Below are 17,148 nucleotides of genomic sequence, written 5' to 3' on the forward strand. Positions count from 1 at the left end.
GGCTATATGAAGCGATCTACCTTGGGGGTGTTGCAGGCGCTGTTTGTGCTGTCTTGGAGTTCAGGCTTTATCGGCGCCAAGCTGGGGACTCAGGGTGGAGATGCGTTCAACCTGCTTTTCTGGCGTTTTCTGTTGGTTTCGCTATGCCTGGCGCTGTTTTTGAACAGGCGTTTGCTGAGGGTTTCCTGGCAGCAGATCCGCCATCACGCGGTCGTTGGTTTCCTGTCGCAATTCCTCTATTTGAGCTGCGTTTACGTGGCGATCCAGAACGGCCTGCCGCCCGGCATCGCGGCGATCATTGCGGCGTTGCAGCCGTTGATGACAGCGGCATTGTCGACGGGCAGGGCGTCCGAGCGCAGTGGCGGCTGGCAGTGGGTGGGGTTGATGATCGGCTTTGTCGGTGTGTCGATTGTAATTGCTGGGCAGTATGGCGGTGGAGGGCAGGGTGTCGGGCTGGTCATGTATCTGCTGCCTCTGGTGTCGGCACTTGGGTTAACGCTGGCGACCTTGTACGAGCGTCGCTCGGTGCAGAGCCAGGACAGCGGGTTGGTGTTGCCGCTGTTTATCCAGTCGCTGCTGACCTTGATAGGTTTTACCGCGGCCGTGATCTACACCGACACCCTGAGCATTCCCCATGACACCAACGTACTGATCTCGATTGTATGGCTGACCGTGTTCTCCACTTTCCTCGCCTACTTGAGCCTGTGGATGCTGCTGCGGGTGATGACTGCAACGCATGTGGCAGCGCTGGTGTACCTGGAGCCGCCGGTGACGCTGGTGTGGGCGGCGTTGATGTTTGGCGATGTGATCCATGCATCCACTTACGCGGGCGTTGCCGTAGTCGTGGCGGGGCTGGTGCTGGTGCGCCTGAAGCGACCGACTGTCGCCTGTACTTCCTGAGGCTTGCAGGTTCAGCAATCTGACAGACATCGCCTGTTAAAAAGTACCCAGGGCCAAGCAGGAGCGCGGCTGTAACAAGGGGGGATTTTTACCAGTGCAGGTGTTGGGCGTTCGCGCCCGAGGGTTTTGTATGTTGCTACGTTATGCAGCATTGGCCGCCGTGGTGGTGGCAGCGTCCGGGTGTGTACAAGAGCGTGTGGTGCATGAGCGCAGGCCGGTGCAACGTGAGTATGTTGAAGTGGTGGCGCCGCAGCCGCCACCGGTGCAGGTGATCGAAGTCGAACCGGCGGTACGCGAGGGTTATATCTGGTCACGCGGTTACTGGCGTTGGGAGGGCGGGCGTTACGTCGCGGTGCACGGCCATTGGGAGCCGGTGCGCCAGGGCTATCGCTACGTGCATCCGCACTGGGTGCAGCGTAACGATGGCTACCATTGGCAGGTCGGGGGCTGGGTTCGCTGACCAAACCTCATCACCCTTTCCTCTGTAGGAGCGAGCGTGCTCGCGAAAAACGTCAACGGTTACGCGGGCATTCAGGTTGCACGCGGTGCCTGTGAGTTTTTCGCGAGCAAGCTCGCTCCTACACAAAAAAGCGGGCTAGCCGAGCCGTTTCATCCCCGCTGCCTTGGCCGCGTTCAGATCAAAGGTGGCGGTGTACTCGCACCCCGCCGCATGGCCACAGCGTTCAACCAGGCAGTCGGCAAAGTCGGCTTTGCCTGCGGTGAACTTGCGCAGTGCCTGCCAGATGATATCGGCGTGCTCGACGGTCAGCTCCCGCGTGTGCAACAAGGTTTCCAGCACCATTACCACGTCGCTTTTGGCCGACTGGTAGCAGGACTGCAGCACCCACACCAGCTCCGTAAGGGTCACCAGGCTGACAAAGCCTGGCGAGGCGGCGGTGAGCGATTCGATCAGTTGGGATGCTTTAGCGGATTGAACCGGGTCGTCCTGGGTCACATAACGCACCAGCACGTTGGTATCCAGGCCAATCATCCAGCGGTTGCTCCCTGGGCCGCGATAGCGCGGTTCATGTCTTCGATAGACACGGCATGGGCGGGCTTGCGGATCAAACCCTTGAGGTCTTTGACGGTTTTGCTCGCGGCAATCATGGAAAACTTGCCGTCTTCCATTTCAACGAATTCCACCCGGTCGCCTGTTTCCAGGCCCAGGGCCGTCCTGACCTGGACAGGGATGGTGATTTGCCCTTTTGAAGTGAGTGTGGCGGTGGCCATAGTGAAGATCTCCATCGTGATACTCCTTACCTTAGGGTAAGGAATGACAGAGGACAATATCCGTTGGTCCATAGGTCGCTCGCTGAGGTGGGTGAGTTGGAAGGAATAGTAAAACCCTAGCCCGAACACTCGAACCTCACACGCCGGGACATGCCCCAAACAGATACAAACTATGACCGACCGCCGCTAGCTCATTGCACCACGCGGTAGCACGGTACATAGGCCGCGCCGCCTGGCAACTTCATGCGGTGCTGGGCCACGAAGGCCTTCAGCAGCTCATCCAGCGGTTTCATGATGGCCGGGTCACCGTGAATCTCATACGGGCCGTTTTCTTCGATCAGGCGAATGCCCTTGTCCTTGACGTTACCTGCCACAATCCCGGAGAACGCCCGGCGCAGGTTGGCCGCCAGTTCATGGGCCGGCAGCGCGTGGTTGAGTTGCAGGCTGGCCATGTTTTCGTGGGTGGGGTCGAACGGGCGCTGGAAGCCTTCGTCGATCTTCAGCAGCCAGTTGAAGTGGAACGCGTCGTTACGCTCGCGGCGGAACTGCTTCACCGCCTTGAGGCCAGTGGTCATCTGGCGGGCCACTTCAGCCGGGTCGTCGATGATGATCTGGTAATGCTTCTGCGCCGCTTCGCCCAGGGTGGCGCCGACGAACGCGTGCAATTGTTCCAGGTACGGCGCGGCATGTTTGGGCCCGGTGAGTACCACCGGGAACGGCAGGTCGCGGTTGTCCGGGTGCATGAGGATGCCCAGCAGGTACAGGAACTCCTCGGCCGTGCCGGCGCCGCCGGGGAAGATGATGATGCCGTGACCGATACGCACGAAGGCTTCCAGGCGTTTTTCGATGTCCGGCAAAATCACCAGTTCGTTGACGATGGGGTTCGGCGCTTCGGCAGCGATGATGCCTGGCTCGGTCAAGCCCAGATAACGACCATTGGTGATGCGTTGCTTGGCGTGGGAAATAGTCGCGCCTTTCATCGGACCTTTCATTACGCCGGGGCCGCAGCCGGTGCACACGTCGAGGCTGCGCAGGCCCAGTTCGTGCCCGACTTTCTTGGTGTATTTGTATTCTTCGGTGTTGATCGAATGGCCGCCCCAGCACACCACGATCTTCGGCTCCACACCCGGGCGCAGCGTACGGGCGTTGCGCAGCAGGTGGAACACGTAGTCGGTGATGCCTTGGGAGTTGCTCAGGTCGATACGCTGGCTGTCCAGCTCGTTCTCGGTGTAGACGATGTCGCGCAGGGCGCTGAACAGCATCTCGCGGGTGCTGGCAATCATTTCGCCATCGACGAAGGCATCGGCCGGGGCGTTGAGCAGTTCCAGGCGCACGCCACGGTCTTGCTGGTGAATACGCACTTCAAAGTCTTTGTAGGCGTCGAGGATGGTCTTGGCGTTGTCGATATGCGCGCCGGTGTTGAGAATCGCCAGGGCGCATTGGCGGAACAGGGTGTAGATGCTGCCGGTACCGGCTTCGCTCAGTTGCTGCACTTCACGTTGGGACAGGGTTTCGAGGCTGCCCTTGGGGCTGACGGAGGCGTTGATGACTTGACGTTGGGGCATTCTGATTCCTTGAAAGCATAGCCACCGCGCCCGCTTGGGGGCGATGGCTTGAGAAAGGTGAGCGCCACTTAAGGTCGCACGAGACGGATATTTACCTCAGGCGCAAGGCCGAGCGCAAATGCCGTCCAACACCATCATGCCGCAGAACTTACTGAATCAGCTTCCAGTTTTTGTAGAAAACCCGACGCAGGGTAAAGACCAGGCCGGCAAACCCTGCGATCACGGCGTTGAGCACCGAGGGCAGCAAGGTCGGGCGCACAATATCAATGAACAGGCAGTAGCGTTTGGCGTCGTTTTTGTTGAAGGACGCGTGCATCAACGTGTCATCGAAGATAAACAGCGGGTCGTCGTGCCAGTAGTGCTTGTGCTTGCCCACCTGGATATACACGCCCTCATGGTGCGGTGCCGGCGCCATGTTGTAGAGCACACGGAACATCATGCGCAGGGGGCCGAAGTGGAACGACGTCGAGCGGTTCTCGTTGAACACCGAGACGCCGATGGTTTTCACGAACGGCAATTTCTTGCGCAACTGCGGGATATCCAATGTGGTTTCGATCGGGCGACCGTACCACTGGAAAAACAACATGCCGCGTTTCTTCTCGGCCATGCGCTCGTCCAGGTAGCTGATGATTTCATCCTTGCGAGCCATGGCGTCGTCGATCACCTGTTGCAGGTCTTCGCGCCAGGCCGGTGGCAGGTCGTTCAGGGTGTAGACATGCCGGTTACGGCTGCTGAGCAGGTCGAGCAGGGTGTTGAACGGTGCCAGCACCCAGGTATTACGGCCGTTGCCGATAAAATACTTCTTGATGGTGTCGCGGTCGTACAGGCCGTTACGCAGGAAGTCATAAACGCCGCAGCACACCACCAACAGCAGAAACACCAGGCAACTGCGCGGGAAACAGTAGATCAACAGCAGAACGCCGAGCACCCAGGCCAGGGACACCAGCTTTTTGCCGACAGCATTTTTGCTCATGAAACGAGGCTCCAAAGCCGAAATATATTGAAACAATATCGTCATCATAGGGGTTTATGAGGCGCGCAGGCGTTTTTTAATAGGGTGAAATTGTGAAGCCGCTGCACAATTTGTAACCGTTGCCGTGCAGGCTCCGACGTTTTGTGGATTGAATTTTGAGAACAGAAGATTTGCGACTATCGTGACGCTTCGGTTTTTCAGGCGTCATAGACCGGTACGATTGAAGTTGAATGGCCACTATTGGCCTTCGGCACCTTGGAAGAGGCAGAAATTTTTATGATCATCAAACCGCGGGTTCGTGGCTTTATCTGTGTGACCGCTCACCCTGTTGGCTGTGAAGCGAACGTCAAAGAGCAGATCGACTACGTAACCAAAAACGGCGTCATCGAAGGCGGCCCTAAAAAGGTACTGGTCCTCGGTGCCTCCACCGGCTACGGCCTGGCCGCGCGCATCAGTGCTGCGTTTGGCTGCGGCGCCGACACCCTGGGCGTGTTTTTTGAGAAAGAAGGCGAAGAAGGCAAGCTGAGCTCCGCCGGCTGGTACAACAGCGCGGCGTTCGAGAAGTTTGCTGTGGAAAAAGGCCTGTACGCCAAGAGCATCAACGGCGACGCGTTCTCTGACGAGATCAAGCGCCTGACCATCGAGACCATCAAGAAAGACCTGGGCAAGATCGACCTGGTGGTCTACAGCCTGGCCGCGCCACGCCGTACCGACCCGCAAGGCGTGGTGCACACCTCCACCCTCAAGCCAATCGGCAAAGCTGTGACGTTGCGCGGTATCAACACCGACAAGGGCGTGGTGGTCGACACCACGCTTGAGCCTGCGACCCAGGAAGAAATCGACGGTACCGTGAAGGTCATGGGCGGCGAAGACTGGCAGCTGTGGATCGACGCCCTGCGTGACGCCGATGTATTGGCCGAAGGCGCCAAGACCACTGCGTTCACCTACCTCGGTGAGAAGCTGACCCAGGACATCTACTGGAACGGCTCCATCGGCGAAGCCAAGAAAGACCTGGACAAGAAAGTTTTGACCCTGCGCGAAAACCTCGCTGCGCTCAAGGGCGACGCCCGCGTGTCGGTGCTCAAGGCCGTGGTCACCCAGGCCAGCTCGGCGATCCCGATCATGCCGCTGTACCTGTCGCTGCTGTTCAAGGTGATGAAAGAGCAGGGCACCCACGAAGGCTGCATCGAGCAGGTCTACGGCCTGTTCAAGGACAGCCTGTACGGCAGCCAGCCGAAACTCGACGCCGATGGCCGCCTGCGTGCCGACCTGGCCGAGCTGGAACCGAAGGTCCAGGACGCCGTGGCCGCACTGTGGAACCAGGTGACCGACGACAACGTCAACGAGATCAGCGATTTTGCCGGTTACAAGGCTGAATTCCTGCGCTTGTTTGGCTTTGAAGTCGACGGCGTGGATTACGACGCGGATGTGAACCCGACCGTCAAAATCCACGGCCTGATCCAAGCTTAAAACGCGGTAAAAAATGTGGGAGCGGGCTTGCCCGCGAAGGCGGTGTGTCAGTCGCAGCATCTGAGGCTGTACTACCGCTTTCGCAGGCAAGCCAGCTCCCACATTTGATCTTCGTTGCTTTAAGCATTGCGTTCGCTCAATGAGGCCGTGCCTCCTCCCACCTGTCTTTTCAGACACTTCTTACGCCCCGCCGCGCGCCTCCCTCATGTAGATCTGTCAGACTCCAGCGGCTATCAAGCCACGCTAACGGAGGATCTGATGACGATTCGTGCAGTAGTTTTTGATTTCGGCGGTGTCCTGTTCGACTGGAGCCCGCAGCACCTGTACCGCCAGCTGATTGCCGACGACGTCGAGCGTCAGTGGTTTCTCGACACCATCTGCACCCAGGACTGGAACACCGAGCAAGATGCTGGTCGCTCCCTGGCTGAAGCCACCCGTACCCTGGTTGCCCAATACCCCGAGCACAAGGCCCTGATCCAGGCTTATTACGCGCGCTGGCCCGAAATGCTGCGCGGTGAATTGCCCGAGGGCGTGGCGATTCTCAAGGCGTTGGACCAGGTTGAGATGCCGCTGTTCGGGCTCACCAACTGGTCGGCGGAAACCTTCCCTTACGCCCGGGCCAACTACCCGTTCCTGACGCGTTTTCGCGACATCTTGGTGTCTGGCGAGGTGAAGCTGATCAAGCCTGACCCGGCGATCTACCACGCCAGCCTCAGTCAAGTGCGTGAACACTTGCCAGACATCCAGGCCAGTGAAGTGGTGTTTATCGACGACGTCGCCGGCAACATTGAGGCCGCCATCGCGTTGGGCTGGCAGGGCATTCACCACGTATCGGCCGAGCGCACCGCCGCGCGTTTGCGTGAGTTGGGCGTGGCGTTCTAGCGCGCCCATTTCTCCATCACAAAGTCGACGAACGCCCGCAGCTTGGGCAGGCGGTAGCGGTCCTGGCGATACATCAGGTGCATGGGGCGGCTGGGCAGTTTATAGCTGGTCAGCAAGGCCACCAGCTTGCCGCTCGCAAGGTCCGGTTGCACCAGGGCATCGGCCAGCATGGTGATGCCCATGCCGTTGATCGCGGCCTGGCGCAAGCCTTGGGAACTGTTGATGGTCAATGAGCCGGACACCGGCACCTGCACCTCACCTTCATCGCCAGTCATGCGCCAGAGTTTATCGGTGTCGCGCCAGTTGTCGTTGGCGGGGTAGGCGAACGCCAGGCAGTCATGCTGCTGCAGGTCGGCCGGGGTTTGCGGTGTGCCGCGTCGCGCCAGGTAGGCAGGGGAGGCGCAAAGGGTGAGGGTGTAGGCCTGCAGGGGCCGGGCGATCAGGCTGGAGCTTTCAAGTTCGCCGAGACGGATCGCCACGTCAAAACCGCTGTCGACCAGGTCCATGCGCTCATTGCTCATCACCACGTACAGGTCGATAAGGGGGTAGCGCTGGGCGAACTCACTCAAGGCCGGCACCAGGCGTTCAGTGCCGAACACCGGCGGCGCGGTGATGCGCAGGCTGCCTTTGGGGGTTTCGCTGTGGACCTGCTCGGCCAGTAGCTCGGAGTCGGCCACCAGCCCCAGCACTTCCAGGCAGCGCTGATAATACTGGCCGCCAAATTCGGTGAGGTTCTGTTTACGCGTCGTGCGTTTGAGCAGGCTGACGCCAAGCCGTTGCTCCAGCGCCCGCAGATGGTTGCCCACCATGGTGGTCGAGATTCCGCATTCCTGCGCGGCGGCGGTCATGCTGCCGGTTTCGACGACTTTCACGTACACCGACATTGCCTGGAACAAATCCATTATCAAGCCCTGGTTTAAAGTTATTGCAGCGATTCTACGTTTATCCAGCGAGGGTGGTTAACCATACTGGATCCACCCCAACGATGCACTGGAGCCGCCACCATGACCGCCGCCTGCCTGATGAGCACTTATCAACCCCTGGCCCTGAGCTTCACCCGCGGCCTGGGCACGCGCCTGTGGGACCAGCAGGGCCGCGAATACCTGGACGCCGTGGCCGGCGTGGCGGTAACCAATGTCGGCCACTCCCACCCCAGGTTAGTAGCCGCCATCAGCGAACAGGCCGGCTTGCTGCTGCACACCTCCAACCTCTACAGCATCGACTGGCAACAACAATTGGCCCGGCGCCTGGCCCAACTGTCCGGGCTGGACCGTGCGTTCTTCAACAATTCCGGCGCTGAAGCCAACGAGACGGCGCTGAAACTGGCGCGCTTGCACGGTTGGAAAAAAGGCATCGAACAGCCGTTGGTGGTCGTGATGGAGAACGCCTTTCACGGCCGCACACTCGGCACCATGGCCGCCAGCGACGGGCCGTCGGTGCGCCTGGGGTTCCAGCGCCTGCCCGGCGATTTCATCAAGGTTGGTTTTGGCGACATGGCGGCGCTGGAGGCGCTCACCGCACAGTTCGGCACGCGCATTGCGGCGGTGTTGCTTGAACCGATCCAAGGCGAAAGTGGTGTGTTGGTGGCGCCGTCGGGTTACTTCAAAGCCCTGCGCGAGCACTGCACGCGCCACGGCTGGCTGATGATGCTCGACGAAATCCAGACCGGCATCGGGCGCACCGGCACCTGGTTTGCCTTCCAGCACGAAGGCATCGTGCCGGACGTGATGACCCTGGCCAAAGGCCTCGGCAATGGTGTGCCCATCGGCGCCTGCCTGGCCCGCGCCGCCGTCGCGCAGCTGTTCACCCCAGGCAGCCATGGCAGCACCTTTGGCGGCAACCCGCTGGCGTGTCGCGTCGGGTGTACGGTGCTGGAGATTATCCAGGAGCAAGGCTTGCTCGAAAATGCCGCACGCCAGGGCGAACACTTGCTGGCGCGGTTGCGCATGGAGTTGGAGGAACATCCCCAGGTGCGGGCAATTCGTGGCAAGGGCCTGATGATCGGTATTGAGCTGGCCAGCCCTTACCGCGACCTGGCCCAACGGGCGGCGCAGGAGCATGGGCTGTTGATCAACGTCACGCGGGGCAAGATCATTCGCCTGTTGCCGCCGCTGACGCTGGAGCGCAAGGAAGTGGAGATGATCGTACGGGCCATCACCCGCCTACTGGACTGAAATACGATTAGAAAATGTGGGAGCGGGCTTGCTCGCGAATGCGGTGTATCAGCTTGCAGATGCATTGGCTGATACACCGCATTCGCGAGCAAGCCCGCTCCCACAGGGGAGCCTGTATACCTTTAGAGATCACCACCATTCAGCCATTCCTGGTTCATGGTCTCCGTATCGCCCAAGTATTCCAGCAACCATGTCATGGCCGGCGACAGCTTGTTCTGCGCCCACGCCACACACGACGGGCTGGCTGGAAATGGCCGGCTCAACTGTAGCGCTACTAACTGCCCGCGCTCGATCCATGGCAACACCTGATGGGCCGGCGCCATGCCTACACACAGGCCATCGCGCAGGCAATCCAGGGCCGACGCCCAGTTGGGCACCACCAGGCGGCGCTGGTTATCCAGGGTCCAGGTGTCGCGCTTGGGCAGGTTGCGTGAGGTGTCGGTCATGCACAGCGAGGCAAAGGGGCGTAGTTGGTCATCACTGAGCAAACCTTCCACCGCCGTCAGCGGATGCCGTGCGCTGACCACGCACAGCCAGTTCAACAGGCCCATGTCGCGGAAGCTGAAGTGGCTGGCCACCGGCACCGCGCTGGTGGCGCCGATCACGATGTCGGTGCGTTCATCCGCCAGCGCATCCCACACGCCGTTGTACACCTCGTATTCGAGCAGCAATTCCACTTCGGGAAACTGCCGATAAAAGTCGAGCACCAACTGCCGGCAGCGTTGGGGTTTGACGATGGAGTCCACAGCCACCTTCAACTGCCCACTCCAGCCATTGGCCACCTGCTGGCACAGGCGCCGGGTGCCGAGCATTTTTTTCATCACGCCGCGGGCTTCGTCGATGAATAAACGCCCGGCGGGGGTCAGTTCCACGTCGCGATGCCGGCGCACAAACAGCGGCACGGCCAGCCATTCTTCGAGCTGGCGCACGGTGTAACTGATGGCCGAGGGGACGCGGTGCAGTTCCTGGGCAGCGGCGCTGAAGCTGCCGTGACGGGCGACGGCGTCGACCACATCCAGGGAATATTCCGACCACATAGGTTCTGCCTTCAAAATTATTGATAAGAGTATCCAATTATTATCGCTTCACACAGATATTGTCAGCTTCATAATGGGCGCCAGTCAGCAAATAGTTTGATGGCAGTATTTACAAGGCTTCGATGAAAAATTCTTTTGGTTTTACCTGGTACCTGGCGGGGCTGAGCATGCTCGGTTATCTGGCCATGGACATGTACTTGCCGGCGTTTGGCGCCATGGGCGAGCAGTTGAATATTGGTGCTGGCGCGGTGGGCGCCAGCTTGAGTATTTTCCTCGCAGGCTTTGCGCTGGGGCAGTTGCTGTGGGGGCCGCTCTCGGACCGCCTGGGGCGCAAGCCCATTCTGCTCGCGGGCCTGAGCCTGTTTGTGCTCGGTTGCCTGGGCATGTTCTGGGTCGAAACCGCGCCGCAGCTGTTGGCCCTGCGCTTTATGCAGGCGATTGGCGTATGTGCCGCCGCCGTAAGCTGGCAGGCCTTGGTGATTGACCGCTACCCGGCCGACAAGGCCCACCGCGTCTTCGCCAGCATCATGCCGTTGATGTCACTGTCTCCAGCCCTGGCACCGCTGTTGGGGGCCATGGTGCTGAATCACTTTGGTTGGCAGGCGATCTTCGGCGTGTTGCTGGTGGTGTCGTTGTTGCTGCTGGTACCGACCCTGTTCTTGCGCAACATGCCCAAGCGTCTGGAGCACAAGGGCAGCCCGGTGCGCCTGGGCTATGGGCAATTGCTCACCTCGCGGGTGTTTACCGGCAATGTGATGATCTTCGCCGCCTGTTCTGCCAGCTTCTTCGCTTGGCTGACGGCCTCGCCGTTCATCCTCGGTGGCATGGGCTACAGCCCCAATGACATCGGCCTCAGCTATGTATTGCCGACCCTGGCGTTTCTCATCGGCGGCTACAGTTGCCGCAGCGCCTTGCAGCGCCTGCCGGGTAAAACCCTGCTGCCGTGGTTGCTGGTCGCCTACTGCTTGAGCATGGTGGCGTTGTACCTGGTGGCCACCTTGAGCGTGCCGACCCTGACCACCTTGTTGATCCCGTTCTGCCTGATGGCGCTGTGCAACGGCGCCAGCTACCCGATTGTGGTGGCGAATGCGCTGATGCCCTTTGCAGAAAACTCCGGCAAGGCGGCGGCTCTGCAAAATACCCTGCAGTTGGGCCTGTGCTTCCTGGCCAGCCTGTTGGTGTCGTCGATGATCGAGCAACCGCTGTTGATCACGGTGATTGTGATGCTGGCGACGGCGCCGTTGGCGGTGTTGGGGTATTGGCTGGCACGCCCGAAGGGCAATTCTTCCGAACTGGCCAACGCCTGAGCTGGCAATACGATCAAACTGGTAGGAGCGAGCTTGCTCGCGAAAAACGTCAACGATAACGCGGGCTTTCTGAATGAACGCGGCGTCGGTGAGTTTTTCGCGAGCAAGCTCGCTCCTACAAAAAGCCTGCTTCTTCAGTTAGAACGTGACTTCCATGTTCAGCGTCGGCGTTGAGGTGCGGCTACCACGGCCGCCGTCCACGCCGAACTTGTTATGCCAGTACTCATAGCCCACTCCTAAATACAGGTTCGGCTTGACGCTTTTACCCGGTCGCACCGCCACCATCAGCGCCGTACGCATCAGCGCTTCCGCTGCGGTATCGCGGCCATGGTAATCCTCGCCTTTCTCTCCGACGTAGTTAATGAACCCCTGAAATTTCGCCGCATGGTTACCGATTTCGAACGGTCGCATCCACGTCAGATTGAGCATGTAGGTGTCGTCGAAGGTGTGGTTCGACTCCTGCGCGCCGGGAATGCCGGTGTGGTTCTTTTCCTTGTAATACATCAGGCTCAGGTCCAGTACGCCCACAGTGTTGAACTTCAACGTGGGGCCAATCACCAGGGCGCGCTTCTTGGCGGAAGCGAAGTTGTTGTTGCGGTTGGCGTCGAAGCCCAGGGTCAGCGCGTAATCCTTGATCAGCCCGGTGCCTTGCGGCAGGTCGAACACGCGTGAGGCGTACAGCTGATGCCGGTACACGGCGTACACCTCGCTGCCACCGTGGTCGGTGCCCTTGCGCGGATCGCTGCTGTCGGACAGGAACACATCGAGGTTGAGGAAATTGCTGCCGTAACGGTAGCCGCTGGCGTGGGTAAAGCTGTAGATGCGCTTGCTGAAGTCGTCGGGGTTGTTGGGGTTGGTGAAGTGCTGCCCGTAGCGAAACCCGACGCTGTTGTTCATCCATTCCACCGCGACAGCCTCCCCGCCGCCCAGAAGGGTTAATGCGACGGTGGCGCCCTGTAGTGCCTTTTTCATTCTTTTTGTCCTTTGGCGTTCTGGCTCGTGACGGCCGGATTGTTTTTGTAACGCCGTTGGAGGGTATCTTGTTCGATTGATTGTATACAACTCTATGGACATACAGTCTGAACATTGCATACAGTGAGCGCACAACAAAAACAGAGAACCCCTCACCATGACTATCCCGAAGGCGTCACCGCAGCGGCCCGAAGATGAAAATCTGGGCGTCGCCGCCAACATGGCTTACGGCCTGCAGCATGTGCTCACCATGTATGGCGGCATCGTCGCTGTGCCGTTGATCGTCGGCCAGGCAGCCGGGTTGTCGCCGGCGGATATCGGCCTGCTGATTGCTGCATCGCTGTTTGCCGGTGGCCTGGCCACGCTGTTGCAAACCCTGGGCCTGCCGTTCTTCGGCTGTCAGTTGCCGCTGGTGCAGGGCGTGTCGTTCGCGGGTGTGGCGACCATGGTGGCGATTGTCGGCAGCGACGGTGCCGGTGGCGTGCCAGCGATTCTCGGCGCGGTGATGGCCGCGTCCTTTATCGGTTTGTTGATCACCCCGGTGTTCTCACGGATCACCAAGTTTTTCCCGCCGCTGGTGACGGGCATTGTGATTACCACCATCGGCCTGACCCTGATGCCCGTGGCGGCGCGCTGGGCCATGGGCGGCAACAGCCGGGCGGCGGATTTTGGCAGCATGTCCAACATCGGCCTGGCCGCGCTGACCCTGGTGCTGGTGCTGCTGCTGAGCAAGATCGGCAGCGCAACCATCTCGCGCCTGTCGATCCTGCTGGCCATGGTGATTGGCACGGTGATCGCGGTGCTGCTTGGCATGGCGGACTTCTCCGGTGTGATGCAGGGGCCGATGTTCGGTTTCCCCACGCCGTTTCACTTCGGCATGCCCACCTTCCATGTAGCGGCGATTATTTCCATGTGCATCGTGGTGATGGTGACGCTGGTGGAAACCTCGGCGGACATCCTGGCGGTGGGCGAGATCATCGACACCAAGGTCGACTCCAAGCGCCTGGGCAACGGCTTGCGTGCCGACATGCTGTCGAGCATGTTCGCGCCGATCTTCGGTTCGTTTACCCAGAGCGCATTCGCCCAGAACGTCGGCCTGGTGGCGGTGACCGGGGTCAAGAGCCGGTTTGTGGTGGCTACCGGCGGGGTGTTCCTGGTAGTGCTTGGCCTGTTGCCATTCATGGGCCGGGTGATCGCGGCGGTGCCCACCTCCGTGTTGGGTGGCGCCGGGATTGTGCTGTTCGGCACGGTGGCGGCCAGCGGGATTCGCACGCTGTCCAAGGTGGATTACCGCAACAACATGAACCTGATCATCGTTGCCACGTCTATCGGCTTCGGCATGATCCCCATCGCCGCGCCGAGCTTCTACGATCAGTTTCCAAGCTGGTTCGCGACCATCTTCCACTCGGGCATCAGCTCGTCGGCGATCATGGCGATTTTGCTGAACCTGGCGTTCAACCACTTCACCGCCGGCAACTCGGACCAGCAGTCAGTGTTCGTGGCAGGGACTGAGCGCAGCTTGTGCTTTCGCGACGTGGCCGCGTTGCGCGACGGCGATTACTACCGGGGCGGGAAGTTGTTTGATGCAGAGGGCAAGGAGATTCCGCTGGTAGCGGATACCTCAAAGAAAGCCGCAAAACCCGAAACCACTGAGGTTTAAACAGGTAGGAGCGAGCTTGCTCGCGAAAAACGTCAACGATGACGCGTGCTACCTGAATAAACACGGCGTCGATGAGTTTTTCGCGAGCAAGCTCGCTCCTACAGAGGGCGGATTTCAACCCGCTTTGAGGGCTTTGTGCGGCAACGAACACGCCTCATCCAAAAACTTCACCACCGTCCCCATGCACGCCTGGCGTTCTTCCACGTGGGGCATGTGGCTGGAGTCTTCAAACAGTGCCCAGCGCACGTTCTCTATCTCATCCAGGAACGGCTTGACCACCAACGGTGTGGCTTCGTCGTGCCGGCCGGAAATCACCAGGGTTGGCACCTTGATCGCTGACAGGCGACCGATCACGTTCCAATCCTTCAAGCTGCCGATCACGTGGAATTCGGTCGGGCCGCTCATGGCGTGGTACACCGTCGGGTCGGCATCCACCTGGGCAAAGGTGCGCGCCACTTCTTCGGGCCACGGGTTGACCCGGCACACGTGCTGGTCATAGAAAATCCGTGAGGCCGCCAGATATTCCGGGTCTTGGTAGGTGCCGGCCTGCTCGTGCTTGAGCAGGGTTTCGTGCACGCCTTCAGGCAACAGCTTGCGCAGGCGGTTGGCTTCGCTGACCCAGGTCCGCATGCAGGTGGGCGAGTTGGCAGGAATAAACGCGCGCAGGCCCTTGGGTTGCAAGATCGCGTGTTCGCTGCCGAGCATGCCGCCCCAGGATTGCCCGAGGATCGCGTAGTTCTCGCTGATTTGCAGGTGGTCCAGCAGGTTGTTCAACTCGTCGAGGAACAGGCCGATGGTCCAGAACGACGGGTCTTTTTCCGGCAAGTGCGTGGAGCGGCCGTTGCCCAACTGGTCGTAGTGGATGACCGCATGGCCGCTGGCGGCGACGTCCTTGAAGGCGTCGACGTAATCATGGGTGCAGCCCGGGCCGCCATGGATGATCACCAAGGGCGTGCGGCCTGTGCTCAGGTCACCCGTGACGCGATACCAGGTCTGATAGGCGCCAAAGGGCGCGTAGCCTTCGCGAACTTTTTCGATGAATTCCATTTCGTACCCTGCTCTGAAAAAAAGGATCAGGGTTACGATAGTCTGAACAAAAAGTTTAGGTAACTAGCAAAACAGATAGGTTTTTGCCCAAAGCTCAACCTTCCAACAAGCGGTAATGGGTGGCGCGAACCACCGCCTGAACACGGTTTTTAGCCCCCAGCTTGTGCATCGCCGAGGCCAGGTGCAGGGTGACCACCGCCAGGGAGCGGCTCAATTGCGTGGCGATTTCGGCGGCGGTCAGGCCCTCGGCCGCCCATTTCAGGCATTCGCGTTCGCGCTTGGTCAGGCGGATGTGCGGATAAGCCCGCACCTCCTTGCTGAACAGCGGGTACGCCGCTTCCTGGAGGGCATGGGTAATCAGGCTGAAATCGGCCAGCGTATGTTGGGCGTCCTTCAATACCGTGCGCGCCTTGCCGGTGCGTAAGCCGGTGAGCGAGGCAAAACCGCCCTTGGGCAGATGAATCGGCACACTGACGCCGCAGGTCAGCTGGCGTTCATGCAGGTAGGAAGAAACGGGGGCGTGGCAGGGGTCGATGATCTTTTGCAGGGCCGTCTCGGTCTTGGCCTCATAGGACCAGACAAACGGTGATACCGAACTCAATGCCAGGTGTTGCACCGGGTCGATCTGGTAAAACCCTTCGCTGCACCATAAGGCGTGCCAGTCGGCCGGCGTATTGCGCAGTTGCAACAGCGAGGGCGTAATCAGTGCGCCGTTGAGGTCGATGGGCACCGGGCTGTAGTCATACACCAGGGCATCGAAGCCCAGTTGTTGGGCAAGGATAAACGCATTGTCCATCTGTTCATCCAGGCTCCTGCCCGGTATGAGGCGATTATTGAAGGCGGTCAGCTTGGCCAGCATCCGTTCTGCTCCCGAATTCATTTGAATCTCGACTTGCTGCAAGTAGAATGCCACGCCCCGGCGAAGGACTGCCAGGCCAAACCTATAAGAAATACTAGGTTATGGACGCACGGCATCCTCGGTAGTGTTGACCTGATAAACGGCCGCTACCCGCCAGGCCGATACAACACAAGGAATGTATGCATGTGGCGTGAAATTGCCCCCGACCAGCAGTACAACGTGCAAGTCGACGGCCATAACCTCGTGGTCTACAGCTTTGGCGAAGGCGATGAGGTGCTGCTGTGTCTCAACGGCGGGCCGGGCCTGCCGTGTGACTATCTGCGTGACGCCCATGGCTGGCTCAAAGCACATAACCTGCGAGTGGTTGCATTCGACCAGCTTGGCACAGGCGCATCAGCCAGACCGACCGATGCCGCACTGTGGGAAATCCGCCGTTATGTCGAAGAAGTCGAGACCGTGCGCCAGGCGCTGGGCCTGGGCCGCGTGCATTTGCTCGGGCATTCCTGGGGCGGCTGGCTGGGGATCGAATATGCCGTGCATTATCCCGGTGCGCTCAAAAGCCTGATCCTGGAAAACACCGTCGGCGACATTCCCCACCTGTCCCAGGAACTGGAACGCCTGCGCGGCGCCCTGGGCAGCGAAACCGTGGCGATGATGCAACGCCATGAAGCCATGGGCACCCTCGACCACCCGCAGTACCAGGCCGCCATCACCTTGCTCAACTACCGCCACGTGTGCCGCCTCGACGAATGGCCGGAGCCGGTCAAGCGCTCCCTGGCCGACTGGAACATGGGGCCTTACGAAACCATGCAAGGCCCCAACGAGTTCCTCTATATCGGCAACCTCAAGGACTGGAACCGTCTCAAGGAAATGGCCGAGTTCACGATGCCGATCCTGATCACCACCGGCCAGCATGACGAACTTACTCCCGCCTGTGCGATGCGCATGAAACTCGCGGCACCCCATGCCGAGTTGCATGTGTTCCCCAACAGCAGTCATATGCCGTTTTACGAGGAGCCGCAGGCGTACTTCCCGGTGCTGCTGGACTTTCTCGCTCGCCACCGAGGCTGAC

General features: G+C 60.0%; 17 protein-coding genes. 8 read left to right on the forward strand and 9 right to left on the reverse strand.

Features of this window, described 5'->3' with window-relative positions:
* Positions 1 to 6: 6 nt before the first annotated feature.
* Positions 7 to 900, forward strand: coding sequence for a DMT family transporter (locus tag ACWHXD_RS09110; protein WP_138762156.1), 894 nt, complete (start codon positions 7 to 9; stop codon positions 898 to 900).
* A 130-nt stretch (positions 901 to 1,030) separates the two neighbouring features.
* The gene (locus tag ACWHXD_RS09115; RefSeq protein ID WP_138762155.1) at positions 1,031 to 1,360 is read left to right on the forward strand and encodes a YXWGXW repeat-containing protein; all 330 of its coding nucleotides are present in this window, start codon (positions 1,031 to 1,033) and stop codon (positions 1,358 to 1,360) included.
* 135 nt (positions 1,361 to 1,495) lie between these two features.
* Here the strand turns inward: ACWHXD_RS09115 and ACWHXD_RS09120 are convergent, their stop codons facing one another.
* From ACWHXD_RS09120 to ACWHXD_RS09135, 4 genes are all read right to left on the reverse strand, one after another.
* Positions 1,496 to 1,891 (reverse strand): type II toxin-antitoxin system VapC family toxin, encoded by a 396-nt coding sequence (locus ACWHXD_RS09120; RefSeq protein ID WP_032892813.1) that lies wholly within the window; start codon positions 1,889 to 1,891, stop codon positions 1,496 to 1,498.
* Positions 1,888 to 2,145, reverse strand: a complete 258-nt coding sequence (locus ACWHXD_RS09125) for an AbrB/MazE/SpoVT family DNA-binding domain-containing protein (RefSeq protein ID WP_032892812.1) — start codon at positions 2,143 to 2,145, stop codon at positions 1,888 to 1,890. The genes ACWHXD_RS09120 and ACWHXD_RS09125 overlap by 4 nt, the downstream gene beginning before the upstream one ends.
* Before the next feature lie 176 nt (positions 2,146 to 2,321).
* The gene (ppnN, locus tag ACWHXD_RS09130; protein WP_138762154.1) at positions 2,322 to 3,695 is read right to left on the reverse strand and encodes a nucleotide 5'-monophosphate nucleosidase PpnN; all 1,374 of its coding nucleotides are present in this window, start codon (positions 3,693 to 3,695) and stop codon (positions 2,322 to 2,324) included.
* Positions 3,696 to 3,843: 148 nt separating this feature from the next.
* Positions 3,844 to 4,668, reverse strand: a complete 825-nt coding sequence (locus ACWHXD_RS09135) for an aspartyl/asparaginyl beta-hydroxylase domain-containing protein (RefSeq protein ID WP_056791828.1) — start codon at positions 4,666 to 4,668, stop codon at positions 3,844 to 3,846.
* 276 nt (positions 4,669 to 4,944) lie between these two features.
* On the opposite strand from ACWHXD_RS09135, the gene fabV reads away from it, so the two are divergent.
* Positions 4,945 to 6,138, forward strand: a complete 1,194-nt coding sequence (gene fabV / locus ACWHXD_RS09140; RefSeq protein WP_138762153.1) for an enoyl-ACP reductase FabV — start codon at positions 4,945 to 4,947, stop codon at positions 6,136 to 6,138.
* A gap of 258 nt (positions 6,139 to 6,396) precedes the next feature.
* The gene (locus tag ACWHXD_RS09145) at positions 6,397 to 7,020 is read left to right on the forward strand and encodes an HAD family hydrolase (protein ID WP_138762152.1); all 624 of its coding nucleotides are present in this window, start codon (positions 6,397 to 6,399) and stop codon (positions 7,018 to 7,020) included.
* Here the strand turns inward: ACWHXD_RS09145 and ACWHXD_RS09150 are convergent.
* Entirely contained in the window at positions 7,017 to 7,922 is a 906-nt protein-coding gene (locus ACWHXD_RS09150; protein ID WP_138762151.1) for a LysR family transcriptional regulator, read from the reverse strand. The two genes, ACWHXD_RS09145 and ACWHXD_RS09150, sit on opposite strands and share 4 nt — an antisense overlap.
* 102 nt (positions 7,923 to 8,024) lie before the next feature.
* Here ACWHXD_RS09150 and ACWHXD_RS09155 point away from each other — a divergent pair, with 102 nt between their 5' ends.
* Complete coding sequence (locus ACWHXD_RS09155) at positions 8,025 to 9,194, forward strand: aspartate aminotransferase family protein (protein WP_138762150.1); 1,170 nt, start codon at positions 8,025 to 8,027, stop codon at positions 9,192 to 9,194.
* Positions 9,195 to 9,316: 122 nt separating this feature from the next.
* On the opposite strand, the gene punR is transcribed toward ACWHXD_RS09155, so the two are convergent.
* Positions 9,317 to 10,231, reverse strand: coding sequence for a DNA-binding transcriptional activator PunR (gene punR / locus ACWHXD_RS09160; protein ID WP_138762149.1), 915 nt, complete (start codon positions 10,229 to 10,231; stop codon positions 9,317 to 9,319).
* A 122-nt stretch (positions 10,232 to 10,353) separates the two neighbouring features.
* Between punR and punC the strand changes: the two genes are divergently transcribed.
* Entirely contained in the window at positions 10,354 to 11,538 is a 1,185-nt protein-coding gene (gene punC / locus ACWHXD_RS09165) for a purine nucleoside transporter PunC (protein WP_138762148.1), read from the forward strand.
* A gap of 138 nt (positions 11,539 to 11,676) precedes the next feature.
* Here the strand turns inward: punC and ACWHXD_RS09170 are convergent, their stop codons facing one another.
* On the reverse strand, positions 11,677 to 12,510 hold the full coding sequence (locus ACWHXD_RS09170; RefSeq protein ID WP_138762147.1) for a nucleoside-binding protein: 834 nt from the start codon (positions 12,508 to 12,510) through the stop codon (positions 11,677 to 11,679).
* Positions 12,511 to 12,667: 157 nt separating this feature from the next.
* On the opposite strand from ACWHXD_RS09170, the gene ACWHXD_RS09175 reads away from it, so the two are divergent.
* Positions 12,668 to 14,170 carry a nucleobase:cation symporter-2 family protein gene (locus ACWHXD_RS09175; RefSeq protein WP_032892803.1) on the forward strand — a complete coding sequence of 501 codons (1,503 nt, stop codon included), beginning with the start codon at positions 12,668 to 12,670 and terminating at the stop codon, positions 14,168 to 14,170.
* A 114-nt stretch (positions 14,171 to 14,284) separates the two neighbouring features.
* Here ACWHXD_RS09175 and ACWHXD_RS09180 read toward each other — a convergent pair whose 3' ends face one another.
* Together ACWHXD_RS09180 and ACWHXD_RS09185 are read right to left on the reverse strand one after the other, a co-directional pair.
* Entirely contained in the window at positions 14,285 to 15,217 is a 933-nt protein-coding gene (locus ACWHXD_RS09180) for a proline iminopeptidase-family hydrolase (protein ID WP_032892802.1), read from the reverse strand.
* A 94-nt stretch (positions 15,218 to 15,311) separates the two neighbouring features.
* Complete coding sequence (locus ACWHXD_RS09185; RefSeq protein WP_056791846.1) at positions 15,312 to 16,076, reverse strand: LuxR family transcriptional regulator; 765 nt, start codon at positions 16,074 to 16,076, stop codon at positions 15,312 to 15,314.
* A gap of 183 nt (positions 16,077 to 16,259) precedes the next feature.
* Between ACWHXD_RS09185 and ACWHXD_RS09190 the strand changes: the two genes are divergently transcribed.
* Positions 16,260 to 17,147 (forward strand): proline iminopeptidase-family hydrolase, encoded by an 888-nt coding sequence (locus ACWHXD_RS09190; protein WP_138762146.1) that lies wholly within the window; start codon positions 16,260 to 16,262, stop codon positions 17,145 to 17,147.
* Position 17,148 lies beyond the last annotated feature (1 nt).

The sequence above is a fragment of the Pseudomonas fjordensis genome (assembly GCF_976987115.1).

Coding starts and splice junctions, on each gene's coding strand:
- ACWHXD_RS09110 (WP_138762156.1), top strand. CDS start 7: ATGAAGCGATCTACCTTGGGGGTGTTGCAGGCGCTGTTTGTGCTGTCT.
- ACWHXD_RS09115 (WP_138762155.1), top strand. CDS start 1,031: ATGTTGCTACGTTATGCAGCATTGGCCGCCGTGGTGGTGGCAGCGTCC.
- ACWHXD_RS09120 (WP_032892813.1), bottom strand. CDS start 1,891: ATGATTGGCCTGGATACCAACGTGCTGGTGCGTTATGTGACCCAGGAC.
- ACWHXD_RS09125 (WP_032892812.1), bottom strand. CDS start 2,145: ATGGAGATCTTCACTATGGCCACCGCCACACTCACTTCAAAAGGGCAA.
- ppnN (WP_138762154.1), bottom strand. CDS start 3,695: ATGCCCCAACGTCAAGTCATCAACGCCTCCGTCAGCCCCAAGGGCAGC.
- ACWHXD_RS09135 (WP_056791828.1), bottom strand. CDS start 4,668: ATGAGCAAAAATGCTGTCGGCAAAAAGCTGGTGTCCCTGGCCTGGGTG.
- fabV (WP_138762153.1), top strand. CDS start 4,945: ATGATCATCAAACCGCGGGTTCGTGGCTTTATCTGTGTGACCGCTCAC.
- ACWHXD_RS09145 (WP_138762152.1), top strand. CDS start 6,397: ATGACGATTCGTGCAGTAGTTTTTGATTTCGGCGGTGTCCTGTTCGAC.
- ACWHXD_RS09150 (WP_138762151.1), bottom strand. CDS start 7,922: ATGGATTTGTTCCAGGCAATGTCGGTGTACGTGAAAGTCGTCGAAACC.
- ACWHXD_RS09155 (WP_138762150.1), top strand. CDS start 8,025: ATGACCGCCGCCTGCCTGATGAGCACTTATCAACCCCTGGCCCTGAGC.
- punR (WP_138762149.1), bottom strand. CDS start 10,231: ATGTGGTCGGAATATTCCCTGGATGTGGTCGACGCCGTCGCCCGTCAC.
- punC (WP_138762148.1), top strand. CDS start 10,354: ATGAAAAATTCTTTTGGTTTTACCTGGTACCTGGCGGGGCTGAGCATG.
- ACWHXD_RS09170 (WP_138762147.1), bottom strand. CDS start 12,510: ATGAAAAAGGCACTACAGGGCGCCACCGTCGCATTAACCCTTCTGGGC.
- ACWHXD_RS09175 (WP_032892803.1), top strand. CDS start 12,668: ATGACTATCCCGAAGGCGTCACCGCAGCGGCCCGAAGATGAAAATCTG.
- ACWHXD_RS09180 (WP_032892802.1), bottom strand. CDS start 15,217: ATGGAATTCATCGAAAAAGTTCGCGAAGGCTACGCGCCCTTTGGCGCC.
- ACWHXD_RS09185 (WP_056791846.1), bottom strand. CDS start 16,076: ATGCTGGCCAAGCTGACCGCCTTCAATAATCGCCTCATACCGGGCAGG.
- ACWHXD_RS09190 (WP_138762146.1), top strand. CDS start 16,260: ATGTGGCGTGAAATTGCCCCCGACCAGCAGTACAACGTGCAAGTCGAC.